The 19,778-nt window shown below is 53.2% G+C and carries 15 protein-coding genes and 1 pseudogene; 10 read left to right on the forward strand and 6 right to left on the reverse strand.

The window, feature by feature from the left end; all coding sequences use genetic code 11:
- Nucleotides 1-11 precede the first annotated feature (11 nt).
- Nucleotides 12-725: a hypothetical protein gene (locus BLS94_RS04280; RefSeq protein ID WP_090957916.1), complete on the reverse strand. Its 714-nt coding sequence runs from the start codon at nucleotides 723-725 to the stop codon at nucleotides 12-14.
- Between the two features lie 826 nt (nucleotides 726-1,551).
- On the opposite strand from BLS94_RS04280, the gene BLS94_RS04285 reads away from it, so the two are divergent.
- Nucleotides 1,552-3,219 carry an alpha-glucosidase gene (locus BLS94_RS04285; protein WP_176767790.1) on the forward strand — a complete coding sequence of 556 codons (1,668 nt, stop codon included), beginning with the start codon at nucleotides 1,552-1,554 and terminating at the stop codon, nucleotides 3,217-3,219.
- 79 nt (nucleotides 3,220-3,298) lie between these two features.
- Nucleotides 3,299-3,790, forward strand: coding sequence for a hypothetical protein (locus tag BLS94_RS04290; RefSeq protein ID WP_218124736.1), 492 nt, complete (start codon nucleotides 3,299-3,301; stop codon nucleotides 3,788-3,790).
- 44 nt (nucleotides 3,791-3,834) lie between these two features.
- On the opposite strand, the gene BLS94_RS04295 is transcribed toward BLS94_RS04290, so the two are convergent.
- Complete coding sequence (locus BLS94_RS04295; RefSeq protein WP_256325283.1) at nucleotides 3,835-4,251, reverse strand: metal ABC transporter permease; 417 nt, start codon at nucleotides 4,249-4,251, stop codon at nucleotides 3,835-3,837.
- Between the two features lie 188 nt (nucleotides 4,252-4,439).
- On the opposite strand from BLS94_RS04295, the gene BLS94_RS04300 reads away from it, so the two are divergent.
- From BLS94_RS04300 to BLS94_RS04340, 8 genes are all read left to right on the forward strand, one after another.
- Entirely contained in the window at nucleotides 4,440-4,991 is a 552-nt protein-coding gene (locus tag BLS94_RS04300) for a YaeQ family protein (RefSeq protein ID WP_090958011.1), read from the forward strand.
- Between the two features lie 311 nt (nucleotides 4,992-5,302).
- Complete coding sequence (locus BLS94_RS04305) at nucleotides 5,303-6,445, forward strand: sensor histidine kinase (protein ID WP_090957924.1); 1,143 nt, start codon at nucleotides 5,303-5,305, stop codon at nucleotides 6,443-6,445.
- Nucleotides 6,446-6,537: 92 nt separating this feature from the next.
- Nucleotides 6,538-6,753, forward strand: a complete 216-nt coding sequence (locus tag BLS94_RS04310; protein WP_090957926.1) for a hypothetical protein — start codon at nucleotides 6,538-6,540, stop codon at nucleotides 6,751-6,753.
- Nucleotides 6,754-7,073: 320 nt separating this feature from the next.
- Complete coding sequence (locus BLS94_RS04315) at nucleotides 7,074-8,603, forward strand: aldehyde dehydrogenase family protein (RefSeq protein WP_090957928.1); 1,530 nt, start codon at nucleotides 7,074-7,076, stop codon at nucleotides 8,601-8,603.
- A 203-nt stretch (nucleotides 8,604-8,806) separates the two neighbouring features.
- The gene (locus BLS94_RS04320) at nucleotides 8,807-10,039 is read left to right on the forward strand and encodes an efflux RND transporter periplasmic adaptor subunit (RefSeq protein WP_090957930.1); all 1,233 of its coding nucleotides are present in this window, start codon (nucleotides 8,807-8,809) and stop codon (nucleotides 10,037-10,039) included.
- 104 nt (nucleotides 10,040-10,143) lie between these two features.
- Nucleotides 10,144-13,341, forward strand: a complete 3,198-nt coding sequence (locus BLS94_RS04325; protein WP_371130217.1) for an efflux RND transporter permease subunit — start codon at nucleotides 10,144-10,146, stop codon at nucleotides 13,339-13,341.
- Complete coding sequence (locus BLS94_RS04330) at nucleotides 13,338-14,975, forward strand: efflux transporter outer membrane subunit (RefSeq protein WP_090957935.1); 1,638 nt, start codon at nucleotides 13,338-13,340, stop codon at nucleotides 14,973-14,975. The genes BLS94_RS04325 and BLS94_RS04330 overlap by 4 nt, the downstream gene beginning before the upstream one ends.
- Before the next feature lie 290 nt (nucleotides 14,976-15,265).
- Complete coding sequence (locus tag BLS94_RS04340; protein ID WP_256325284.1) at nucleotides 15,266-15,607, forward strand: carboxymuconolactone decarboxylase family protein; 342 nt, start codon at nucleotides 15,266-15,268, stop codon at nucleotides 15,605-15,607.
- Between the two features lie 132 nt (nucleotides 15,608-15,739).
- On the opposite strand, the gene BLS94_RS04345 is transcribed toward BLS94_RS04340, so the two are convergent.
- From BLS94_RS04345 to eno, 4 genes and pseudogenes are all read right to left on the reverse strand, one after another.
- A complete protein-coding gene (locus BLS94_RS04345; protein ID WP_090957939.1) occupies nucleotides 15,740-16,654 on the reverse strand; it encodes a DUF6279 family lipoprotein in 915 nt (304 codons plus the stop codon).
- Between the two features lie 213 nt (nucleotides 16,655-16,867).
- Nucleotides 16,868-17,500, reverse strand: a pseudogene (locus BLS94_RS04350) (transposase); the annotation flags it as partial.
- Nucleotides 17,501-17,912: 412 nt separating this feature from the next.
- A complete protein-coding gene (gene ftsB / locus BLS94_RS04355; RefSeq protein ID WP_090958015.1) occupies nucleotides 17,913-18,239 on the reverse strand; it encodes a cell division protein FtsB in 327 nt (108 codons plus the stop codon).
- Nucleotides 18,240-18,377: 138 nt separating this feature from the next.
- Nucleotides 18,378-19,661 carry a phosphopyruvate hydratase gene (gene eno / locus BLS94_RS04360; protein ID WP_072766809.1) on the reverse strand — a complete coding sequence of 428 codons (1,284 nt, stop codon included), beginning with the start codon at nucleotides 19,659-19,661 and terminating at the stop codon, nucleotides 18,378-18,380.
- Nucleotides 19,662-19,778 lie beyond the last annotated feature (117 nt).

A 19,778-nucleotide genomic window follows, 5' to 3' on the forward strand; every position in this document is an offset into this window, starting at 1 on the left:
GTCTTACCGTTTCAGCTTTGCAAATGACGCCGTTTGAAGCCGCTTCCCCCATGCCCGACCACAAGCAGGGCAAGGGCGGCGGATTCGGAATTTGCGTCGAATTGCACGGATTCCGGGAAGGGGTACCTGAACTGATCCATTCCCTGCTCCGTACTGCTCAATGAAGTTATTCGTATTGAACCGACGCCATTGGCACTGCTAACGCCAAAGAACCGATCTTCCGCCGTCTGGCCTGCGAATAAACCATCTCCCATAGCGGATGGGCCGATCGTTCCCAGCAAATTATTTGACGCATCGAAAGCTTCAAAAAGCACGCTTTTAAAACCGTCTCGAATGTTGGCAAGCCCCATATCAGTCCATATCAAACCGGCATCGGTAGGCAACTCGCCGAGTAATTCCTTGCTGAACGAAAATGTCAGGATCGAATCGCCGTCTGAATACCATGTATTATGAGAAGGGCGCGAATTATCTGTCGAGCCCTCTTCTGCTTCGGCCCGAACGGCCTGGCCGGCAGGCTGCAACACCATTCCATGCGGCGCCAGGGCGTTGAAAGTATCAAGGATCCCGTTCTCGAAATCTTCGAGATGAAAATACGCGAATGAAGCGCGGGCAAAACGGCTGGCCGCGAAGGACTGATAATGAACAGGACCTATCAGCGTAGCATTTTCCCCCAACGGTTCCGCTAACACCGCCACCACTGATAACGCCGTACTCAAGTTTTCCATATGACGTTCATTTTATAAAATTGGCACTTGCGATCCGAAGCAAACGGAAGCGAAAAGTAAAGCCAGAACTTTCGGTAATTTTCGTTGCGTAATAGAACATTATTTACCCGCGTGGATCATCTGAACATCGGACCAAGGTACTAGAATGCAGGATAATGTGGCGGTGAAAAATCATCGTAAAATACTGCCCCTCGTTTCATAATAGCCTCAAAATGACAAGACGTTTTGCACGATCCAATCGACCGCCGAAAGGTTGGAAAAATGAGCACAGCTGCGCTTTTATGACTGAATGTCTGGCGACCGTTGCGGCAGAGCATCAGCTTTAGCAATACTCGGGGTTGAATACTTCTGCTTGCCTGACAGAAACTCCTGACCTGCCAAATCCTGTCATTATCTTCGATTGCTACCTTTACCACGCTTTCCTGACGTTGTGTACCAGATTAGCGCCAGGCTTGCTATCCTTCAGTCGTACCCGAGTGTACCGCGTTTCATAGCGTTCTCACCCACGCAAGAACTACCGGGTTTTCCGCAGAACTATCTGTCGCCATTGAACTCGGACGGATTATTAGCAGTCCTATAGTTCTTGATAAAACAAGACTCTGCCGGATGAGAGAAAACGCTGCTCATCAACGTTCGGCCAGCGTTCAAACTGCGCCACTTCTTCTTCCCTGGCCGAATCCCTCGGCAGTATCGGAAATTCGCAAATCCGCCCCTTATATATATCCCGCTCCTTTCGACTAGATCAAACCAGGGCTTTCTGCTCCCGACAGCCCTGGGTATCGCCAAATCGTAAATAATTCTTATGGGAAGCTTATTCCAGCCAGTTATGAGAGACAGTTCCACGGATTCCATCTTCCCTAATGATTCAGATGGCGAATGGTGGAAAAAAACCACCGTTTACCATATTTATCTACGCTCCTTCTTCGACACCAATGGCGATGGCATCGGAGATATACCGGGCGTTATCGAAAAACTTGATTATCTTAAGGACCTCGGTTACGAAACAATCTGGATTTCTCCCTTTACGCAAAGTCCGCAAAGAGATTTCGGCTACGATATCAGCGACTATTTTTCTATTTCTCCACAGTACGGCGATATGGCGCTTTTTGAAATGCTGGTGCAAGAGGTGCATGGTAGAAAAATGAAGCTCATATTCGACCTGGTGCTGAACCATACCTCTAATGAGCATGCCTGGTTCAAGGAATCGGCAAGCTCACGCGATAATCCGAAAGCGGACTGGTATATATGGAAAAATGGGAAAGGCAGGAATGGCATGAAGCCGCCCAATAACTGGCGCGCGATGGCCGGCAACAAAGCCTGGACATATTACCCTGAACGGAAGCAGTTCAATTACACGGCTTTTCTCCCTTTTCAGCCCGACTTGAACTACCACAATCCCGAAGTCAAGCAAGCCATGTTTGATGTCGTCAGATTCTGGCTAAAAAAAGGGGTAGATGGCTTCCGGCTGGATATTATAAGCGCGATTTACGAAGACGCTGAACTCCGCAGTAATCCGCCCAGCTTCCGATTGACCCCGTCAGACAAATCCTTGTCCATTTTTTTTCAAAATCTGAAAAACAATTTTCTCCATGAAAAAAGCTTTGAATTTGCAACTGAGTTAAGAAGCATAGTGGACGAGTTCGATAATCCCAGAAGAGTCTTGATAGGGGAATCGCATGGAGACGAAGCGCTGATCAACCAGTTTTGCTATAACAACGGCAAAAATGGCTTGAACGCCATCTTCCTTTTCAAGGCTATTTCGACACCGTTTAAAGCGGAAAATTACCGCAAGATGCTGTTAACATTTGAAGAGCATTTTCCTGAACCCCTGATACCCACGCTCGTCTTTGCCAATCATGATCGCACGCGAATCATCAGCCGTTTGGGTGGAAGTGTAGCAAAAGCGAAGTTGCTGGCGCTGTTCCAATTCACGTGCAGAGGCATTCCATTCACCTATTTCGGGGATGAAATCGGCATACCCAGAGTAAGAATTCCGCTAAAACAGGGAAAAGACGCTATTGCCATACAGCATAACTGGGTTCCACAGTTCCTGGTGGATAAGAGCCCTGAAATTCTCAATCGCGACGAGTGCCGCACACCGATGCTATGGAACGAAAAACCGAACGCGGGTTTCTGTGCCGATTCAGTAAAGCCCTGGCTGCCAGTCGCCGAAAATTTCAAGGAAATAAATGTTGACAGGCAGATGGCGGATTCCGATTCGCTCTTTAATTTTTATAAAAAAGTGATTCACCTTCGACACGAAACGCCCGCGTTACATGCGGGAAATCTTGAGATTGCGCATGATTTATGCAATAAAAAAATTCTCGCATACAATCGCATTTTCGGTGGAAAAAAATACAGCGTAGTACTGAATATGTCCCGGTACGCGCAAAAAAACCCGGTAAACCATTCCAGAATACTACTTTCGACACACCTTCAAAGCGAGGCACATCAGTTGCAACCCTTTGAAGGACGAGTGACAATGTTAGACTAGCGCCCTTAAAATAGCATCAGCCGCTAACTCCATAAATAAACCTTCTCTTACAAATTAGAAATGAGGAGCAACATTGATCATGACCCCGTTCTCGAAACGAACCATAACTTCTGTCATTGCCGTTGCAGGCTTCGCACTACCGCTAATAGCCCTGGCAGGTCCGACGACCGTGCCCTTGAAGATTAGCGCGGTAACGCAGGAGAAATCGGGGCTCAATCCAGACTGTCCCTCCGGATTTGGCGGCACGACGACCGGCACAGGTAAAAGCACGCATATGGGCAAGATTTCGATTGCGGCGAACGATTGCATTACGCCGGTGGACAATCATTACGCTTTCATTGGCAAATTGACGATAACCACGGCAAATGGCGATAAGATTAGCGGTGACTATAGCGGTTCTCTTGTTCCGACAGATACGGTACCGGTATATTCCTTTTCCAATGCAACGTTTCAGATCACAGGCGGAACGGGGCGGTTTTCAAAAGCGAACGGGAGCGTGGAATTACAGGGAAGCCAGGATATCAAGACCGGCAAGGGAAAAATGGAGGCAGACGGAACGATCTCCTATTGATGATGCGGAGAGGGTCCAACCGCCGGACTTGGGTTTAAGGGCTTCTAAATGGCTATTGTGCTGGAAGCCCATGCGCAACATGCGTTTTTTACGGACAGGTTTAAGCAGCAGCGATAAGCAGAACAGTAAGGCGCTAAACAGGACAATGGCAGCGCCAGAGGCAAATTAAGGATATAACTCAGGTAAGTTCCAATAACCCCTGTCGGGGAGCAGATCAGAACCGAATAAATCAGCATGCGGCTGAAGCTGTCCGTCATCATTCGAGCCGTCAATGCGGTCACGATAAGCGTGGCGGCAATCATGGTGACGCCGACTACGTTCATGGATGCGATGATCGAAAGCGTGAGGAGAATCGAAAGCACTGCACCGTCAATTGGGGCATGCCACAATCCATGACCTACATAGCTCACGCCGCGCAGTATTACGTATACGCCAATCAAGCCGCATAAAGTGCCTACCATCAGCCCAGCCAGAAGGGTACGGAATCAGAAGAATAGCTCCTTGTGCGATCTCGACCGGCAAAAGATGCAGCTTGTCATGCCGCACCCCTTGCATGGAAATAATATGATTGGGCGAACTTTTTTACGTTCCTGAGAGTTCCACTCAGAATGGTCATCAGGCAACCAATCACACAACTACTTATATCTATATGGCTCTTGGAGCAACGATTTTTAAGGCCGATCTGCGAATCGCGGACCTGGATCGCAATTATTATCACGACCATTTGCTCACCCTCGCCCGCCACCCATCGGAAACCGATGAACGCATGATGGTGCGATTGCTGGCCTTTCTGCTGCACGCCCATGAATCACTATCGTTTGGCAATGGATTGAGCACATGTGATGAACCTGATCTCTGGCAGAAGGATTTAACCGGCGCTATCGAGCTCTGGATAGATGTGGGCCTCCCTGATGAAAAACTCATTCGTAGAGCCTGTGGTCGTGCCGGTCAGGTATTCATTTATACATATGGTGGACGAATCGCCGACACTTGGTGGAATCAATGCCGCGGCAAGCTCGAACAGATCAAAAACCTGACTGTGAGCAATTTACCAAGGGAAGCCAGCCAGGCCATCGCGAAGCAGGCGCAACGTAACATGCATTTGAATTGCACGATTCAGGATAAGCAAATTTGGCTAGCCGACGGGGCCGAATCAACACTGTTTGAACTGGTAAACCTGAAGAGCTTGCCAGCAGCTTGAAACCTTCAACCAAACATCCCGGCTTGTGAGTTCGAGAAGCGCGATTGGGTGGCAATTCTGAGCCTTGGTACAACCTCATCCAAGTGGATTGACCGGTTAGCTTTTTCTTGGCAAAATTTCCCTGATCCAAGTGTGCGTATGGCAATTTTTAGCAAAGCCTTCCCTTAAAAAAGGGCGCATTTACGAGTTACGCGCGTAACTCCGTGCTTGTATTGCAGCCAAGCACGTCATTAAGGCTATGATGTGCATCCGCAGTTCACGTTGCATTCAAGCTTCCCACACAACATTCTTCTAATCTTCAAAGGTCACTGATGCGATTAGCCGATTTTATCTTGCGTGACATGGAGGCTATTCTCGTGTCGTGGGAGGCATTTGCCTCGGTTCAATTGCCCGCCGCCAAGCACATGAAGTCGCTTGCTTTGCGTGATCACGCACGCCAAATTCTTGAAGCCGTGGCAAAGGATCTTTCCACTTCACAGAGCAGGAAGGCTCAAACTGCGAAATCCTTGGGGCAGGCACCACTATTAACTGGCGCCCCGGAGACTGCTGCGCAAACCCATGCTGTCTTACGTGCGCAAAGCGGCTTCGACATCAATCAGCTGACTGCAGAGTACCGTGCCCTTCGCGCCAGCGTTCTTCGTCTATGGGGCGATGATTCTCCGCCGGAAAGCACGCATTTGGACGACATCATTCGCTTTAATGAGGCGATTGACCAAGCGCTTGCCGAATCCGTGGGCTTCTTCAGCGCGCAAGTGGATCAGGCGCGTAATCTGTTTCTTGGGATGCTTGGACATGACCTGCGCAATCCGCTGCAGACGATCCAGATGACAGCAATTTATCTGGCAGCACTCAATGCAGGCGCTAAAGTAACGGAAGCTGCGGGCCGTTTGATCAACAGCGGCCGCCACATGCATGCGCTACTCGACGATCTGCTTGATTACAACCGGACTAACCTCGGTTTAGGTATCAATATAACTCCCGGCGATGTTGACCTCAGCCAATTATGTGCTAGCGCATTGGACCAGTTGCGTGCAGCAAATCCGGGCCGGAGGATCGGTCTGGAGATGCAGGGCGATACTTGCGGCAGCTGGGATAGTCAGCGTCTGCAGCAGTTACTCGGTAACCTGGTGCGTAATGCGATTAAGCACGGAGCGCCAGATGCGCCGGTGTATGTGGGTCTAAATGGGGATGCCCCGGAGGTCGTCCTCGAAGTCAGGAATAGCGGGCCTGTCATCGAGCAATCGGATCTCGACCAGATTTTTGATCCTTTGAAGCGGGGCTCCGATAACGAGAACAAGCGCGATGCAGATGGGAGCCTCGGGCTTGGATTGTATATCGCGCGAGAAATTGTCAAGGGCCATGGCGGATCTATCGAAGCCCGATCAGACGAGACCGAAACGGTATTTGCGGTGAGATTGCCGCGAAGCCATAACGTTGAGTACGAATCGACATAGGCGCTAGCGCAGCTTTCGATCTGTTCCGGAGGAATAGGCTCTCCCTGGTTATGCACATTCGATAAGCTATTATTAACTATTGGAGGTGTTAAATGGAACGACGACTGTTAACGGATGAATTCAAATGCGAGGCGGTCCGGCTTGCAAGACAGCCTGGCATCAGCGAAGCGGAGATTTCGAGGGATTTGGAGATCAATGCCTCCTACTCGGTCAATCCGGTAGCGCGCCTCATGCAGGCTGCTGGCATCAAGGCACCCACGAGCGGCGCCGGGTACCACGCCAACTGGTATCGACCGTGCATTCGGTAGCGCCCAACCTGATGGATCGGCAGTTTCAGGCATCAGGCCCCAATCAGATGCACGAGTAGAGTCGAACAACATGTAATCTATCGCACGTGTGGCCGCGCTTCAAGATTGTGACGTCACAATTGCAGCTGCTGACTGAAGCTACCCCGTGAAGATATACTTTATCCCTAATCGGAAGGCTGATTGTAAGCTGAGCCCGCTCCCTGAGGAGCCGGGCTTCATGGGAAATCGATATCGTATTCCGAGGCTAACGCAATGTATGGGGAATCCTGTCAATTCTGCACGGTGGCTGTGGTGAAGCATTAAACAAATGGAGATCTGCTATGGAATCGTACGGCAATAAAAAAATTCCTCCACGTTATATAGGATTCGATCAGTTACCCATTAACGGTAAATGGCGGCATGGAAAGGGGGCGAAGGTCCTGCGTGATCTCAATCCCTATAACGGCGACACTCTTGTCGAAATCCCGCACGCCAACCGGGATGACATGGATGAGGCGTATAGCGGTGCCGCGAGAGCTCAAATACCATGGGCAGCGGCGCTGCCGCGCGAGCGCGCGACGGTAATGCGCCGGGCGGCACAAGTCATGGAAGCGCGCCATGAAGAGATCGTGGAATGGTTGATCGAGGAAGCGGGGAGTACTCGCATCAAGGCTGGCATGGAGTGGGAAACCGTGCACGCGGTGCTGCTGGAGGGCGCAACCCTGCCTTATCTGGTGGAAGGCCGAATCCTTCCGTCTGATATTCCAGGCAAGGAATGCCGTATGTATCGCAAGCCGGTCGGCGTGGTCAGCGTTATCAGTCCCTGGAACTGGCCTTTGCAGCTTTCCGTTCGATCCGTAGCTCCCGCGCTTGCGGTCGGTAATGCCGTCGTTCTTAAACCGGCAAGTGATACGCCAGTTACGGGCGCCTTGCTGCTGGCAAAGATTCTGGAAGAAGCGGGCTTGCCGCCTGGCGTTCTCAGTGTAGTCATCGGCGCGGGCAGCGAGATAGGAGATGCCTTCGTCACTCACCCGATTCCGCGCGTCATCTCGTTCACCGGTTCGACACCGGTGGGCCGGCACATAGCGAAACTCGCTGTCGAGGGAGCGACGTTGAAGCGGCTGGAGCTCGAACTGGGCGGTAATAACCCCTTCGTAGTGTTGGGGGACGCGGACCTGGATCGGGCGGTGGAGGCGGCCATATTCGGTAAATTCCTGCATCAGGGCCAGATCTGCATGAGCACTAACCGCTTCATTATCGAGGACAGCATCCATGATGCATTTCTTGAGCGCTTTGTCGAGGGGGTAAGCAAATTGAAGATCGGCGATCCGAAAGCGCCGGACACAGTGATCGGTCCCGTTATCAATGAGGCTCAGTTGAAAGGGCTGCGTCGCCGTATCCAGGATGCCCTCTCTTCGGGTGCGCGGCAGGTTGCCGGTGGTGAAGCGCAGGGCCTTGTTCTGCCTCCTCACGTATTCGCCGACGTAATGAACGAGATGCCCTTGGCGCAAACAGAATCGTTCGGGCCGATCGCGCCCTTCATACGCGCACATGGGGAAGAGGAGGCTCTCAAAATCGCTAATGACACGGAGCTTGGGCTTGCCGCAGCAGTTTTTACATCCGATGTCGAGCGCGGCCTGCGCTTTGCACAACAACTCGAAACCGGCATGGCGCATGTCAACGATCAGTCGGTAAATGATCTGCCCTACAATCCGTTTGGTGGCGAGAAGAACTCCGGTATCGGCCGCTTTAACGGCGCCTGGTCCGTCGCGGCATTCACCACAGACCAGTGGGTGACCATCCAGCATGCGCGACGCCATTATCCTTTCGACACGCACGCGACCGACGGAGTGGTACCTGGAGGAAGATAAGTTGTATGTTCTTCAGTCGATTTTCTACGAACTTCATCGCAATTTTTTCTGTGTTTTCGCCTGGCGCTATCTATACTTCGGGGATGAATCCTTGCTGACCCTTCGCCTATTGCATGCGAAAAACTCCATCAGACACTCCTAAGCATTCCCGTATTTTTTATTTTCCAGGCCTATGCCGCCGGGCCTTATGGCTATCGAGCGGCATGCTCCTGATGCTGCTTGCCCTTACAGGATGCGGTGACCAATTACCGGCGACCTCTCCGCCACCCGCGATGGAGGTAACGACGGTGACTGTTTCGCCCCGGGATACCCCAGTCCAACTGGAATTCGTCGCAGAAACCCAAAGCTCCCGCCAAGTCGAAATTCGCGCTCGCGTCGAGGGCTTCCTAGAAAAACGGCTTTACACTGAAGGTGAGTTGGTGAAGGCCGGGCAGAAGATGTACCAGATGGACCAAAAACCGTTTCAGGCCGCGCTGCAATCCGCGAAGGGCCAATTGGCGCAGCAGGAGGCTGCGCTTGCCATGGCGCAAGCCACCCTCGCCCGGGTAAGACCGCTCACCGAAAAAAACGCGCTCAGCAAAAAAAACCTGGACGATACGATCGGGATGGTACAGCAAGCGCAGGCGGCAGTTTTTGCCGCCCAGGGGGAAGTGACGACCGCGGAGCTGAACCTCAGTTACACCACCCTCTATTCTCCGCTTACCGGACTATCCAGTTTCAGTAAAAAGCATGAAGGCAGCTATTTGAGCACAGGGGCAGACGGTTTGTTGACCTACGTCGCCCAGCTCGATCCTATCTGGGTCAATTTCAGCGTATCCGAAAACCAGATGCTAAAGTATCGCGGGGAAGTCGAACATGGGCTGCTCAGGTTTCCCTCACGCAATCTTTTCGAAGTGGCTATCACGCTCGCGGACGGATCGGTGTATCCGCATCTTGGACGAATTAATTTTAGCGAGCCATCCTTTTCCCAGGAAACTGGCACGTTCCTTGTGCGCACGCTGTTTGCAAATCCCGAGGGGAACTTGCGGCCCGGCCAGTTCGTCCGCGTTCAACTTCGGGGCGCGGTGCGTCCAAACAGCATTCTCCTGCCGCAGCGCGCGGTATTGCAGGGAGCAAAGGGGCACTATGTCTGGGTCGTGGACGGAGAAGGCAAGGCCGCTCGCCGGGAAGTCGAAATAGGCGACTGGCAGGGCGAAGGCTGGTTTATCAGCAACGGTCTGCTGCCTGGAGAGCAGGTGGTTGTGGACGGCGCGATCCGGCTTACTCCCGGCTCCATCCTTAAAATCGTCGATGCATCAGCGCCAATGAGCGCTGCAACCGGGGTTTCTTCCGGTCCCGCTGGTGGCCCCGAAGGGAGTGATATACCCGGTTCTACCATTGAGAATACGGTCGCAGCACCGCCGGGGGCGCCTGGTTCAACCTCGATGGGGCAATAGCTTATGCTACTCGAACGAGAAAAGAATCCGGCTAAAATGATTCGGCAAGCCTTGGACACATTCCCGTCTCGATGAAAATTTCCCATTTCTGCATTGACCGGCCAGTGTTCGCATCAGTACTCTCCATCGTGATTACGCTGGCGGGAGGGGTGGCACTCTACAATTTGCCTATCGCCCAGTATCCCGAGATCGCGCCGGTGGAGATCTCGGTTACCGCAACATATCCAGGCGCCTCTGCTGAAGTCGCCGCACAGAATGTCGCCTCCCCTATCGAGCAGCAGGTAAATGGCGCGGATAAGCTCATGTATATGTCCTCCGCCAGTTCATCCACTGGCGTCATGACCCTCTCGGTTTATTTCAACATCGATGCCAATCCGTCGCTGGCGCAGGTAGAGGTACAGAATCGGGTAAATCTCGCGCTGCCGCTATTGCCCGCCTCCGTGCAGGCGCAAGGTGTTGCGGTAAAGAAGCAGTCGGCGGCCATGATGATGGTTGTCTCGATCTATTCGCCGGACGACCGCTACCAGCCTGTCTATGTTTCCAACTACGCCAGCATTTTCATACTAGACGCCATTAAACGCATTCCCGGAGCCGGACAGGCAACGATCATGGGAACGCCGGACTATGCGATGCGCGTCTGGCTGAAACCGGATCGAATGGCGGCGCTGGGGGTCACAGCACGCGATGTCCAGTTGGCGGTCGCGCAGCAGAATGAGCAGTACGCGGTCGGCAGCATCGGCCAGTCACCTACGGATCGCCCTGTCGAACAGTCCTTCTCCATTACCACCAAAAGCCGGCTCACCATCCCGGATGAGTTCGATAACATCATCATTCGCGCAGCCAGCGAGGGCGCGGCGATCGTTCGTCTCAAGGACGTGGGCTATGCCGAACTCGGGCAAAGAAATTATTCCCTCAGAACTACCCGGCAGGGCAAGCCCGCGACCGTGCTTGTCGTCTACCAACAGCCAGGCGCCAATGCGCTTGAGGTTGCCAAGGGTGTGCGAACAACACTCGAAGAGATGAAAAAAACATTTCCTCCCGGCATCGAGTATGAAATCACCATGGATACCACGGAATTTACCCGCGCTTCCATCGAATCCGTGATTTATACCTTTTTCGAGGCACTGGCGCTGGTCGTCGTGGTCGTGTTCCTGTTCCTGCAGAATCTTCGTGCCACCCTCATCCCGATCATCGCGGTCCCCATATCAGTCATTGGCGCGGCCAGCGGCATGATCGCACTGGGTTTCTCGCTCAATATGCTCACCATGTTCGGCATGATTCTTACCATCGGCATCGTTGTCGACGACGCCATTGTGGTGGTCGAGGCAGTGGAACATAACATGTCCAGGTTCGGCCTCTCAGCCCGGGACGCGGCGAAGAAGGCGATGGATGAAGTGGGCGGCGCGTTGATCGCGATCGTGCTGGTACTATGCGCGGTATTTATCCCTGTGGCATTTATTCCAGGCGTCACAGGGCAACTATACAAGCAGTTCGCCATCACGATTGCAATTTCAGTCGCGATATCCGGCGTGGTTGCGCTGACGCTCTCCCCCGCATTGGCGGCACTTCTTCTCAAGCCCCGAACTGGTGAGAAGCGGGGGTTTTTCAAATGGTTCGATGCCTGGTTTGCCCGCATGACCGATGGGTATATACACAGCGTGCGGATGGTCATCAAGCGCTTTGCCGTAGCGCTTATGCTTTTTATTGGCATGATCGCACTTTCCTTCGTGTTGCTGAAGCAGGTTCCTGGCTCATTTCTTCCACCAGAGGACCAAGGCGTTGTGCTGGGCGCCGTGCTCATGCCGGATGCGTCAGGACTGGACCGCACCGCTGCGGTAAGCCGTCACGCTACCGACTATTTCATGAACCACCCCGCAGCAAAATCGATTGTAGTATTGGATGGCTTCAGCCTGCTGGATGGCCAGATGAAGAGCAATGCGGCCACGTTTTTCGTCGGGCTCAAAGACTTCGAGGATCGTTACGCTGGCGACAATGCTGAAACCCAGAGCGTGCCCGCTTTGATGAAAGACGCCGCCGGGAAATTTGCCAACATCGCCGAAGGCATCATTCTGCCCATCAATCCACCGTCTATTCCGGGCCTGGGCACGACAGGGGGGATGGAACTTTATATCCAGAGCAAGGGCGACAATGACAGCCAGCAGATTGCGAAGGTAATAGAGGAGTATTTGGCACAGGCCAGGATACGGCCCGAGCTGACCAACATCACCTCGACTTACAACGCCGCTGCGCAAGTGCTGCGGCTTGACGTAGACCGGGCGAAGGCCGAGACGCTGGGTATTGCGGTGGAGGATGTATACAGCACCATGCAGACAATGTTCGGCTCCATGTTCGTGTCGCAATTCGCCAAGTTCAGCCGCCTCTTCCAGGTGATCATCCAGGGCGAACCGGCTTCCCGCCTGACTCCCAAGGACATAGATTACCTCTATGTCCGCAGCCAGAACGGGAGCATGGTTCCGCTCAATGCCGTGGCCACTACTCATTTCGACCGGGGACCGGATGTGGTGACCCGTTTCAACAACTTCACGGCGGTAAAAGTGACGGCTGAGGCTGCAACGGGATTTAGTTCAGGTGAAGCTATCAATGCAATGGAAGAAACAGCCGCACAAATTCTGCCCAGCGATTATGGCATCGCATGGAGCGGACAGACTTTCGAGGAAAAAAAAGCCGGGGGTTCCTCGATGCTTGTACTGGTATTTGGCCTCATCATGGTGTTTCTCATCCTCGCTGCGCAATACGAGAAGTGGTCGCTGCCCCTGGGCGTGCTGTCCGCCGTTCCGTTCGCGCTGTTTGGCGCATTGCTCGCAATCTTTGTGCGCGGCTTAAGTAATGACATTTATTTCCAGATCGGGCTGACAATGCTGATTGCCCTTGCGGCCAAAAACGCGATCCTGATCTTCGAATACGCAGTGTCAAACCGGGCGTCCGGGCAATCAATCTATGACGCTGCTATTAATGCCGCTCGTGACCGGTTGCGTCCCATCATCATGACCTCTCTTGCCTTTACGCTGGGCTGCGTGCCGTTAGCGATCGCGACTGGCGTTTCCGCCAACAGCAAGATTTCGATCGGCACCGGCGTTGTCGGCGGCATGATCGGGGCCACCGTTATTGCGATATTTTTCATCCCGATGTTCTACTGGGCCATAGAGATGCTCCTGCAGAAAATGAGTGGCAAGGGAAAAACTATCGCAGAGGATAAGCAAGGAGGCACCGCAAAAAAGGAAGGGGAAGGCGCAAAAGACGCCAGTCCTGCACCGGCGTCGACGAAGGGGCAACGCGAATGAGGGGGGCAACATGCAGGAGGCTGCTGGACAGGCGAGGCTTCCCTGCTTCCTATTCGCTGATCTTCTTCCTGACGCTCGCGCTAGGCGGTTGCATGGTGGGGCCCGATTACCGCAAGCCCCAGGTAGAGGTGATGAACCAATACCGCTTTGAGGACGAAACCTCCCGAGACATCGCCGACAGCATGTGGTGGGAGCAATTCAGGGACCCCGTGATGAACGAACTGATAAGGGTGGCGCTGGACGAGAACAAGGACATACGCATTGCCGCTGCCCGCATCGAGGAATTCCAGGGCCGTTTCGGGGCGACGCGCTCAGAACTGTTCCCACAGCTTGGCGGAAATGCCAGAGGTGAACGGCTGCGCTCGTCGGCGTTCTCATGGCCCATTCCTTTGCCATCCGGGCTCGATCCCTACCATAATAGTTACCAGATATCGATAAATGCGAACTGGGAGCTCGACATCTGGGGCCGTGTCCGGCGATTGACCGAAGCGGCCCGCGCCCAGCTTTTTGCTTCCGAAGCAGGCCGTCGCGCGACTATACTGACGCTGGTTTCCTCCGTCGCATCCTCGTACATCAACCTGCTTATTCTCGATCGCCAGCTTGAAATTGCCCTGGCTACGGCGGCAAGCCGCGCGGAAACCGTCAAGGTGTTCGAGCTGCGCTATGAAGGCGGCGTCATTTCGCAGCTTGAGCTGGCGCAGATGCAATCGCAATTCGAGACCGCGGCAGCCGCCGTCCCGCCGCTCGAGGCAAGCATCGGCCAGCAGGAAAACGCCATTTCCGTGCTTCTAGGGCGCAATCCGGGTCCCATTCCGCGCGGTCGTGCGCTTGCGCAACTCCAGCTTCCGCGCGTCGCCGCCGGGCTGCCGGCATCACTGCTTACGCGACGTCCCGACATCAGCGAGGCGGAACAGAATATCGTTGCGGCAAACGCCCAGATTGGCGCGGCCCGCGCCCTCTACTTCCCCAAGATTTCGCTAACGGGCATATTGGGCGTCGCAAGTACGCAACTTTCCAATATGTTCATAGGGCCAGCACACATGGCCGCGTTTGGCGTGCTTACTTCTGTGCCGATCTTCACCGCAGGAGGCATCGCGGGTCAGGTAAAGCAGGCCGAGGCACGGCGTGAACAGGCATTATTTAATTATCAGCGAGTGATCCTGGTTGCCCTTAGGGAGGTCGAAGACGCCCTGATTGCACTGCGGAAAACACGAGAACAACTCGATGCGGTCAACCGCCGCGTCTCCGCGTCGCGTACCTACCTTGAAATGGCACAAATGCGGTACGAGGAAGGGTATATTAGCTTTATTGAAGTGCTGGATGCCCAGCGCACCCTGTTTGAAGCCGAAACCACCCAGGCTGAGGTCCAGGGGAGGGTCTTCAATTTTCTCGTCAACCTCTACAAGGCCCTGGGCGGAGGATGGGTGGTGGAGGCGGAGGATATGGCGTTGGGCGAGGCACGGCGCATGCCGGCCAGTCAACCGCCCGGCGGCCCCATGGATGAGGATATCGGTACGCCTCCAAGCCCCTTATCCAGGCCCATATCCGGGCCCTCGCCCAAGCCCGACGTAGAACCAGGAACGGCATTTCCCTCTATTCCTCCAGGAACCCCTGTAAAATTAAAAAAGAAATAGCCGTCATTGGCGGCGGCTTTGCCGCGCTGAACCTGATCAAGCAGTTGGCCGCGGACGGGGATTTGCGCATCACGCTGGTCGACAGGAATAACTACCATTTTTTTCCTCCGCTCCTGTAATGCGGATTGGAAATGGGAAGGCGGTCCGGCGTGAGAGCAAGCAATAATGGTACGATGGACCAGAAGTGATTAATGCAGGACAACCAGGCGTCCATGAAAACAGAGCAGGCTTGGTCATAAAGCAATGCGCATTGCGCGCAATGCAGCTTGTCACTAAAAAGGAGGTTCAACATGATGCTCGACTGGAATGACTACCAAAAACAGCTGATGACTCGCATTGGGGAGGTCGGCAACCTTTCTCCTGATACCGTGCGCGGTTATCAGGCCTTGTCCACTGCCGGTGCGAAAACCGGGCATCTTGATGCCAAGACGCGCGAATTGATCGCGCTGGCAGTGGCAATCACGCGTCAGTGTGACGGCTGCATAACAGTGCATACCGATGCAGCTGCCAAGCATGGCGCGACCCGCGAAGAAGTCGCCGAAGCGCTTAGCGTGGCCATTGCCGTCAATGCAGGTGCAGCGTTGGTTTTTTCGGCACGGGTGATGGATGCATTTTCAGTGAAGCAAACGTGAGTTATTTATCTTCCTGAAGTGATTGTTTAATTGAGCGCAAAGGAATTCGAGCATGAACAGGCAACCCACGAGCTCTCCTGGAACGTCACTTGCGGGGCTGCGTAAGTGTTTCCGTTGCTTTTGACGTGGATGCTATAACGATGATGGAAAGGATGGGCGGAGCCCGACTGTTTCGGCGGACGACACAAGCACGCGAATCTCGGACTCCCAGTCTGTGAGTTTCTGTATGGCATGTTTTCGCTGCGCCGCGGTCGTCATGTTATGGAGATTTGCTACAAAGGCACAGTTATAAACCCACACTTGCTCTGCGTACTTCCTGTAGTCATCATTTGGGGAGCTATAAATACGATCCACATAAGCCCTGAGCGCCATTTGTGCCTTATCCTGGCTCACGTTATCCGCGTTCAACCGCCGCAGCAGCTGCACAAGATCCTGCTGGCGCCGATGGCGCTCGGTATTCCAGATATTGACTTCGTAGGGTGAGAGTGTCACCCAGCGCGTAATAAGCTCTTGTTGCGCGTTGTTGAGGTTGCCGTAGAAGAATTCAGCCCGCTCAGCTGTGCGCTTGATTGATTTCTTAAGACGCCGCGAGGCGTCGCCCTGAAGGTGTTCGTCGCGAAACTCCTCATTTATTTCGGCGTATCGCTGCTCTATATTCTGTATCTGCCGTGGCGTCAGCGTTAATATTATTTCGGCCGTCATTGGCAGGGCACGATCGAATGCGCTGTCCATAAACCCCCGCAGGTCAGTCCACACACCGCATGTACGCTCGACTGTAATATCTTCCCGCACGAGATTCTGAGAGTTTGCAAGTAGTTTGGCATATCCAGGCAAGTGCGCACGCCGATGCCAGGCAAACCATTTCGTGAGTGCTTCACGGGCTCGCGGTTTCTGCTCATCGTTGAAATCGACAAACCGGTCAAGCCACCAGTAAGTCAAATGATCTGCCTGGTTATAACCTAAACGGACTACGCTGCATCCCACAAACGTGGATAGCACCAAAATCAGTACGGCGATAACCGGCAGCTTCAAAGAAGATGTAGTCATGGTACGCCGCGAAATAGGGTTCCCTGACAGCTCCGAGCTGTCCGATTTTTTCTATCTCTTGCACCAGGGAGTGTTAACACAATTTAAGTGCTTCAACAATCAAGGCGAAGTGGATAAAGCCAGTGAACATTACATCAAGTTTCTCAAAGCGCTAGAAGTCTTTCAGCCTCCTGAACAGTCGCTCGATCTCGTTCGCCACCCGTACATAATCTCATCGTATGCCCAAGGCTCAACCTGGTTGATTTCGGGAGGGATGATCGGAATGAAACCAAGGCTCAGCCCTGTCCGCTTGGGCAGTTTCGCACGAAGCTGCAGCTGCTCTTCGCTATAAAGCCGATATGCCTGATTTTTACCCGGCTGCCAGCCTTCACGCTTGAGAAGCGCGTGGATTCTCCGGTAGCCCTAACGAACCCGCGTCTGGGCAATCTCCCGCATACGCCCTCGTAATGCCTGCTTCGGATCTTTGACGCTCTGATAGTACTGGACGCTGCGCGATTGCTTCATCAATCTGCAGGCCCGCCGCATGTTCAAGTCATAGTGGCTCACAATGTAGTCCACCACTTCACGTTTCAGCGAGGGCCGGGCCACTTTTTTGTGGCAACCTCCTGCAGGATTGCCTGTCCAGGCGCAACACGGCAACCAGCTTCTTGGCCGCCCGTTCTCTTCCTGCAGCTGCTTGAGCTCTCGCACCTGATCCGACTGCATCCCCGCGTACTGCTTCTTCCAGCGGTAGAACATTTGTTCCGATATCCCCACCTGCCGGATCAGATCCGCCACCGGCATCCCAAGCTCAGCCTGCTTCAATACCGCCACAATTTGCTCTACTGAAAACCGCTTGTTCTTCATAGCAAACAACCTTCCTTTCAAGGTCAAGTTTGCCGGAAACTCACTTTCTGTCTGGTCCTGAATCTCTAAATCAGATCAGACGGTGCTGTGATCGTGCTGCTTTGAAGGACATTAATTGGGCAACTCCGAAATCCTACTTTTAAACGGTACGGTTTATTTAAGTGTTAACGCCGTCTACATCCAAATAGCCTGATAGACTACATCTCTGATAGCCTTAATTTTTACAGTACCAATGTAATCGATGCTATCCAGATATTCATCCGTACTGTTCGCGAGCGCTGGTCGGGCCCACTCAATAGGAGCCTAAACGTGCGAAAGGGCATGCTGCTTGCACGTGTATCATGAGTGTTATATCTGACTCAATCTCACACTGTTCCTGAATCGAATCCGAACTGTATTTTTTCTGCGACGTTTACTGCTCACCGCTTCCGTCTCCGGTCTTGCCGGTGTGCGATGTACTGTTCTTATTATCTTCCAGTATGTGAAAAAAAGTCTCATCCTGCTTGATCATGCCCAGTTCGCTGCGGGCGCGCTCTTCAATGGCGTCGTATCCTTGCTTGAGGTCGCGTACTTCCGCGTCCAGGGCAGCATTGCGCATTTTCAGTTTCTGGTTGATTTCATGTTGCGTGATGACCTGCTGATCCACTTCCCATACTTTAAGCCAGCTACCCTTGCCCAGCCATAGCGGGTATTGCATCAGAGCAATCAGGGCAGCGAATATTAAGCCCAGTATTTTCACCCGGATACCCCTAAAGACCATCCTTTATCGCAAAGGTGCGGCGCCCTTTTTCTTGCATGAGCGCCGCCCTCAATTCCAGAATAAGCTAAATCAATATCCGTGCTTGGTTGAACCCCGATACCGAAACCTGGATAGCCATTATCTTAGTTGATAGAACGCACCTCGTCCGGGGTAGTTTGTGGCGTCGCCAAGATCTTCCTCGATACGCAGCAACTGGTTGTATTTTGCGAGACGATCAGAGCGGGAAAGCGAGCCGGTCTTGATTTGCAGCGCGTTGGTAGCAACGGCGATGTCGGCAATGGTGGTATCTTCGGTTTCACCGGAACGGTGTGAAATCACCGAGGTATACCCTGCACGCTTGGCGGTTTCTATGGCGGAAAAGGCTTCGGTAAGGGTTCCGATCTGGTTGAGTTTGATAAGCACGGAATTGGCAATGCCCTGCGCAATGCCTTCTTTCAGAATACCGGCATTGGTCACGAAGATATCATCCCCCACCAGTTGTACGGACTTTCCGAGCCTGCTGGTAAGCAGCTTCCACCCATCCCAGTCGTGTTCGCTCATGCCGTCTTCAATGCTGAGAATAGGATACTTGTCTACCCATGTGGCGAGATAATCGGCAAACTGCCCTGAATCGAGGCTCAAGCCGTCTGATGCTATATGATATTTGCCGTCCCTAAAGAATTCCGAACTGGCGCAATCCAGCCCGATAGCTACATCCGGGCCCGGTATATACCCGGCTTTCTCTATTGCCTCAACAATAAGTTGCAGCGCGGCTTCGTTATTGGCCAGATCAGGTGCAAACCCGCCTTCATCGCCCACCGCGGTATGCATACCCTTACTGTCGAGCATGCCTCTCAGTGTATGGAATACTTCAGCACCCCAGCGTAAGGCTTCCCGAAAGCTCTGCGCGCCAAGGGGGATTATCACGAACTCCTGCATGTCGATGTTGTTATTGGCATGTGCACCCCCATTGATGACGTTCATCATTGGGACAGGCATTGACATAGGCCCCGCACCACCTAAATATCGGTATAACGGCAGCCCTGACTCCTCCGCTGCCGCTTTTGCCACTGCAAGCGACACCGCAAGAACCGCGTTGGCGCCGAGTCTCGACTTGTTGCCGGTGCCGTCCAGGTCGATCAGCGTCTGGTCGATAAAACCTTGGTCCATCGCGTCGAGACCCATGACAGCTTCGGAAATCTCGGTATTCACATTTTCCACCGCTTTCAGCACGCCCTTACCAAAATAGCGCTGAGTATCCCCATCGCGTAATTCGACCGCTTCTCTAGTGCCGACGGATGCGCCGGAAGGCACGGCCGCTCGTCCGAGCACGCCGGATTCGAGCAATACATCCGCTTCTACGGTTGGGTTTCCGCGTGAATCAAGAATCTCGCGGGCGATGACATCTACTATTGCACTCATGCTATTTTCCCTGGGTCATTTATTTATAAGTTATCGAAAACTATTTTGCTAGGTATTCAGCTTTGCCGAACGAAGGTCTGAAGAAAAATAAGTCAGTACTGACTTTATTGCTTGAAT

The sequence above is a fragment of the Nitrosospira sp. Nsp18 genome, assembly GCF_900103145.1.
Taxonomy (GTDB): domain Bacteria; phylum Pseudomonadota; class Gammaproteobacteria; order Burkholderiales; family Nitrosomonadaceae; genus Nitrosospira.

Excerpts from the sequence above, each read along its gene's own strand:
- BLS94_RS04300 (WP_090958011.1), top strand. The coding sequence starts at position 4,440 with ATGGCTCTTGGAGCAACGATTTTTAAGGCCGATCTGCGAATCGCGGAC.
- BLS94_RS04345 (WP_090957939.1), bottom strand. The coding sequence starts at position 16,654 with ATGACTACATCTTCTTTGAAGCTGCCGGTTATCGCCGTACTGATTTTG.
- BLS94_RS04295 (WP_256325283.1), bottom strand. The coding sequence starts at position 4,251 with ATGGTAGGCACTTTATGCGGCTTGATTGGCGTATACGTAATACTGCGC.
- BLS94_RS04280 (WP_090957916.1), bottom strand. The coding sequence starts at position 725 with ATGGAAAACTTGAGTACGGCGTTATCAGTGGTGGCGGTGTTAGCGGAA.
- BLS94_RS04330 (WP_090957935.1), top strand. The coding sequence starts at position 13,338 with ATGAGGGGGGCAACATGCAGGAGGCTGCTGGACAGGCGAGGCTTCCCT.
- BLS94_RS04320 (WP_090957930.1), top strand. The coding sequence starts at position 8,807 with ATGCTCCTGATGCTGCTTGCCCTTACAGGATGCGGTGACCAATTACCG.
- eno (WP_072766809.1), bottom strand. The coding sequence starts at position 19,661 with ATGAGTGCAATAGTAGATGTCATCGCCCGCGAGATTCTTGATTCACGC.
- BLS94_RS04305 (WP_090957924.1), top strand. The coding sequence starts at position 5,303 with ATGCGATTAGCCGATTTTATCTTGCGTGACATGGAGGCTATTCTCGTG.
- BLS94_RS04285 (WP_176767790.1), top strand. The coding sequence starts at position 1,552 with ATGAGAGACAGTTCCACGGATTCCATCTTCCCTAATGATTCAGATGGC.
- BLS94_RS04310 (WP_090957926.1), top strand. The coding sequence starts at position 6,538 with ATGGAACGACGACTGTTAACGGATGAATTCAAATGCGAGGCGGTCCGG.
- BLS94_RS04290 (WP_218124736.1), top strand. The coding sequence starts at position 3,299 with ATGACCCCGTTCTCGAAACGAACCATAACTTCTGTCATTGCCGTTGCA.
- BLS94_RS04340 (WP_256325284.1), top strand. The coding sequence starts at position 15,266 with ATGATGCTCGACTGGAATGACTACCAAAAACAGCTGATGACTCGCATT.
- BLS94_RS04315 (WP_090957928.1), top strand. The coding sequence starts at position 7,074 with ATGGAATCGTACGGCAATAAAAAAATTCCTCCACGTTATATAGGATTC.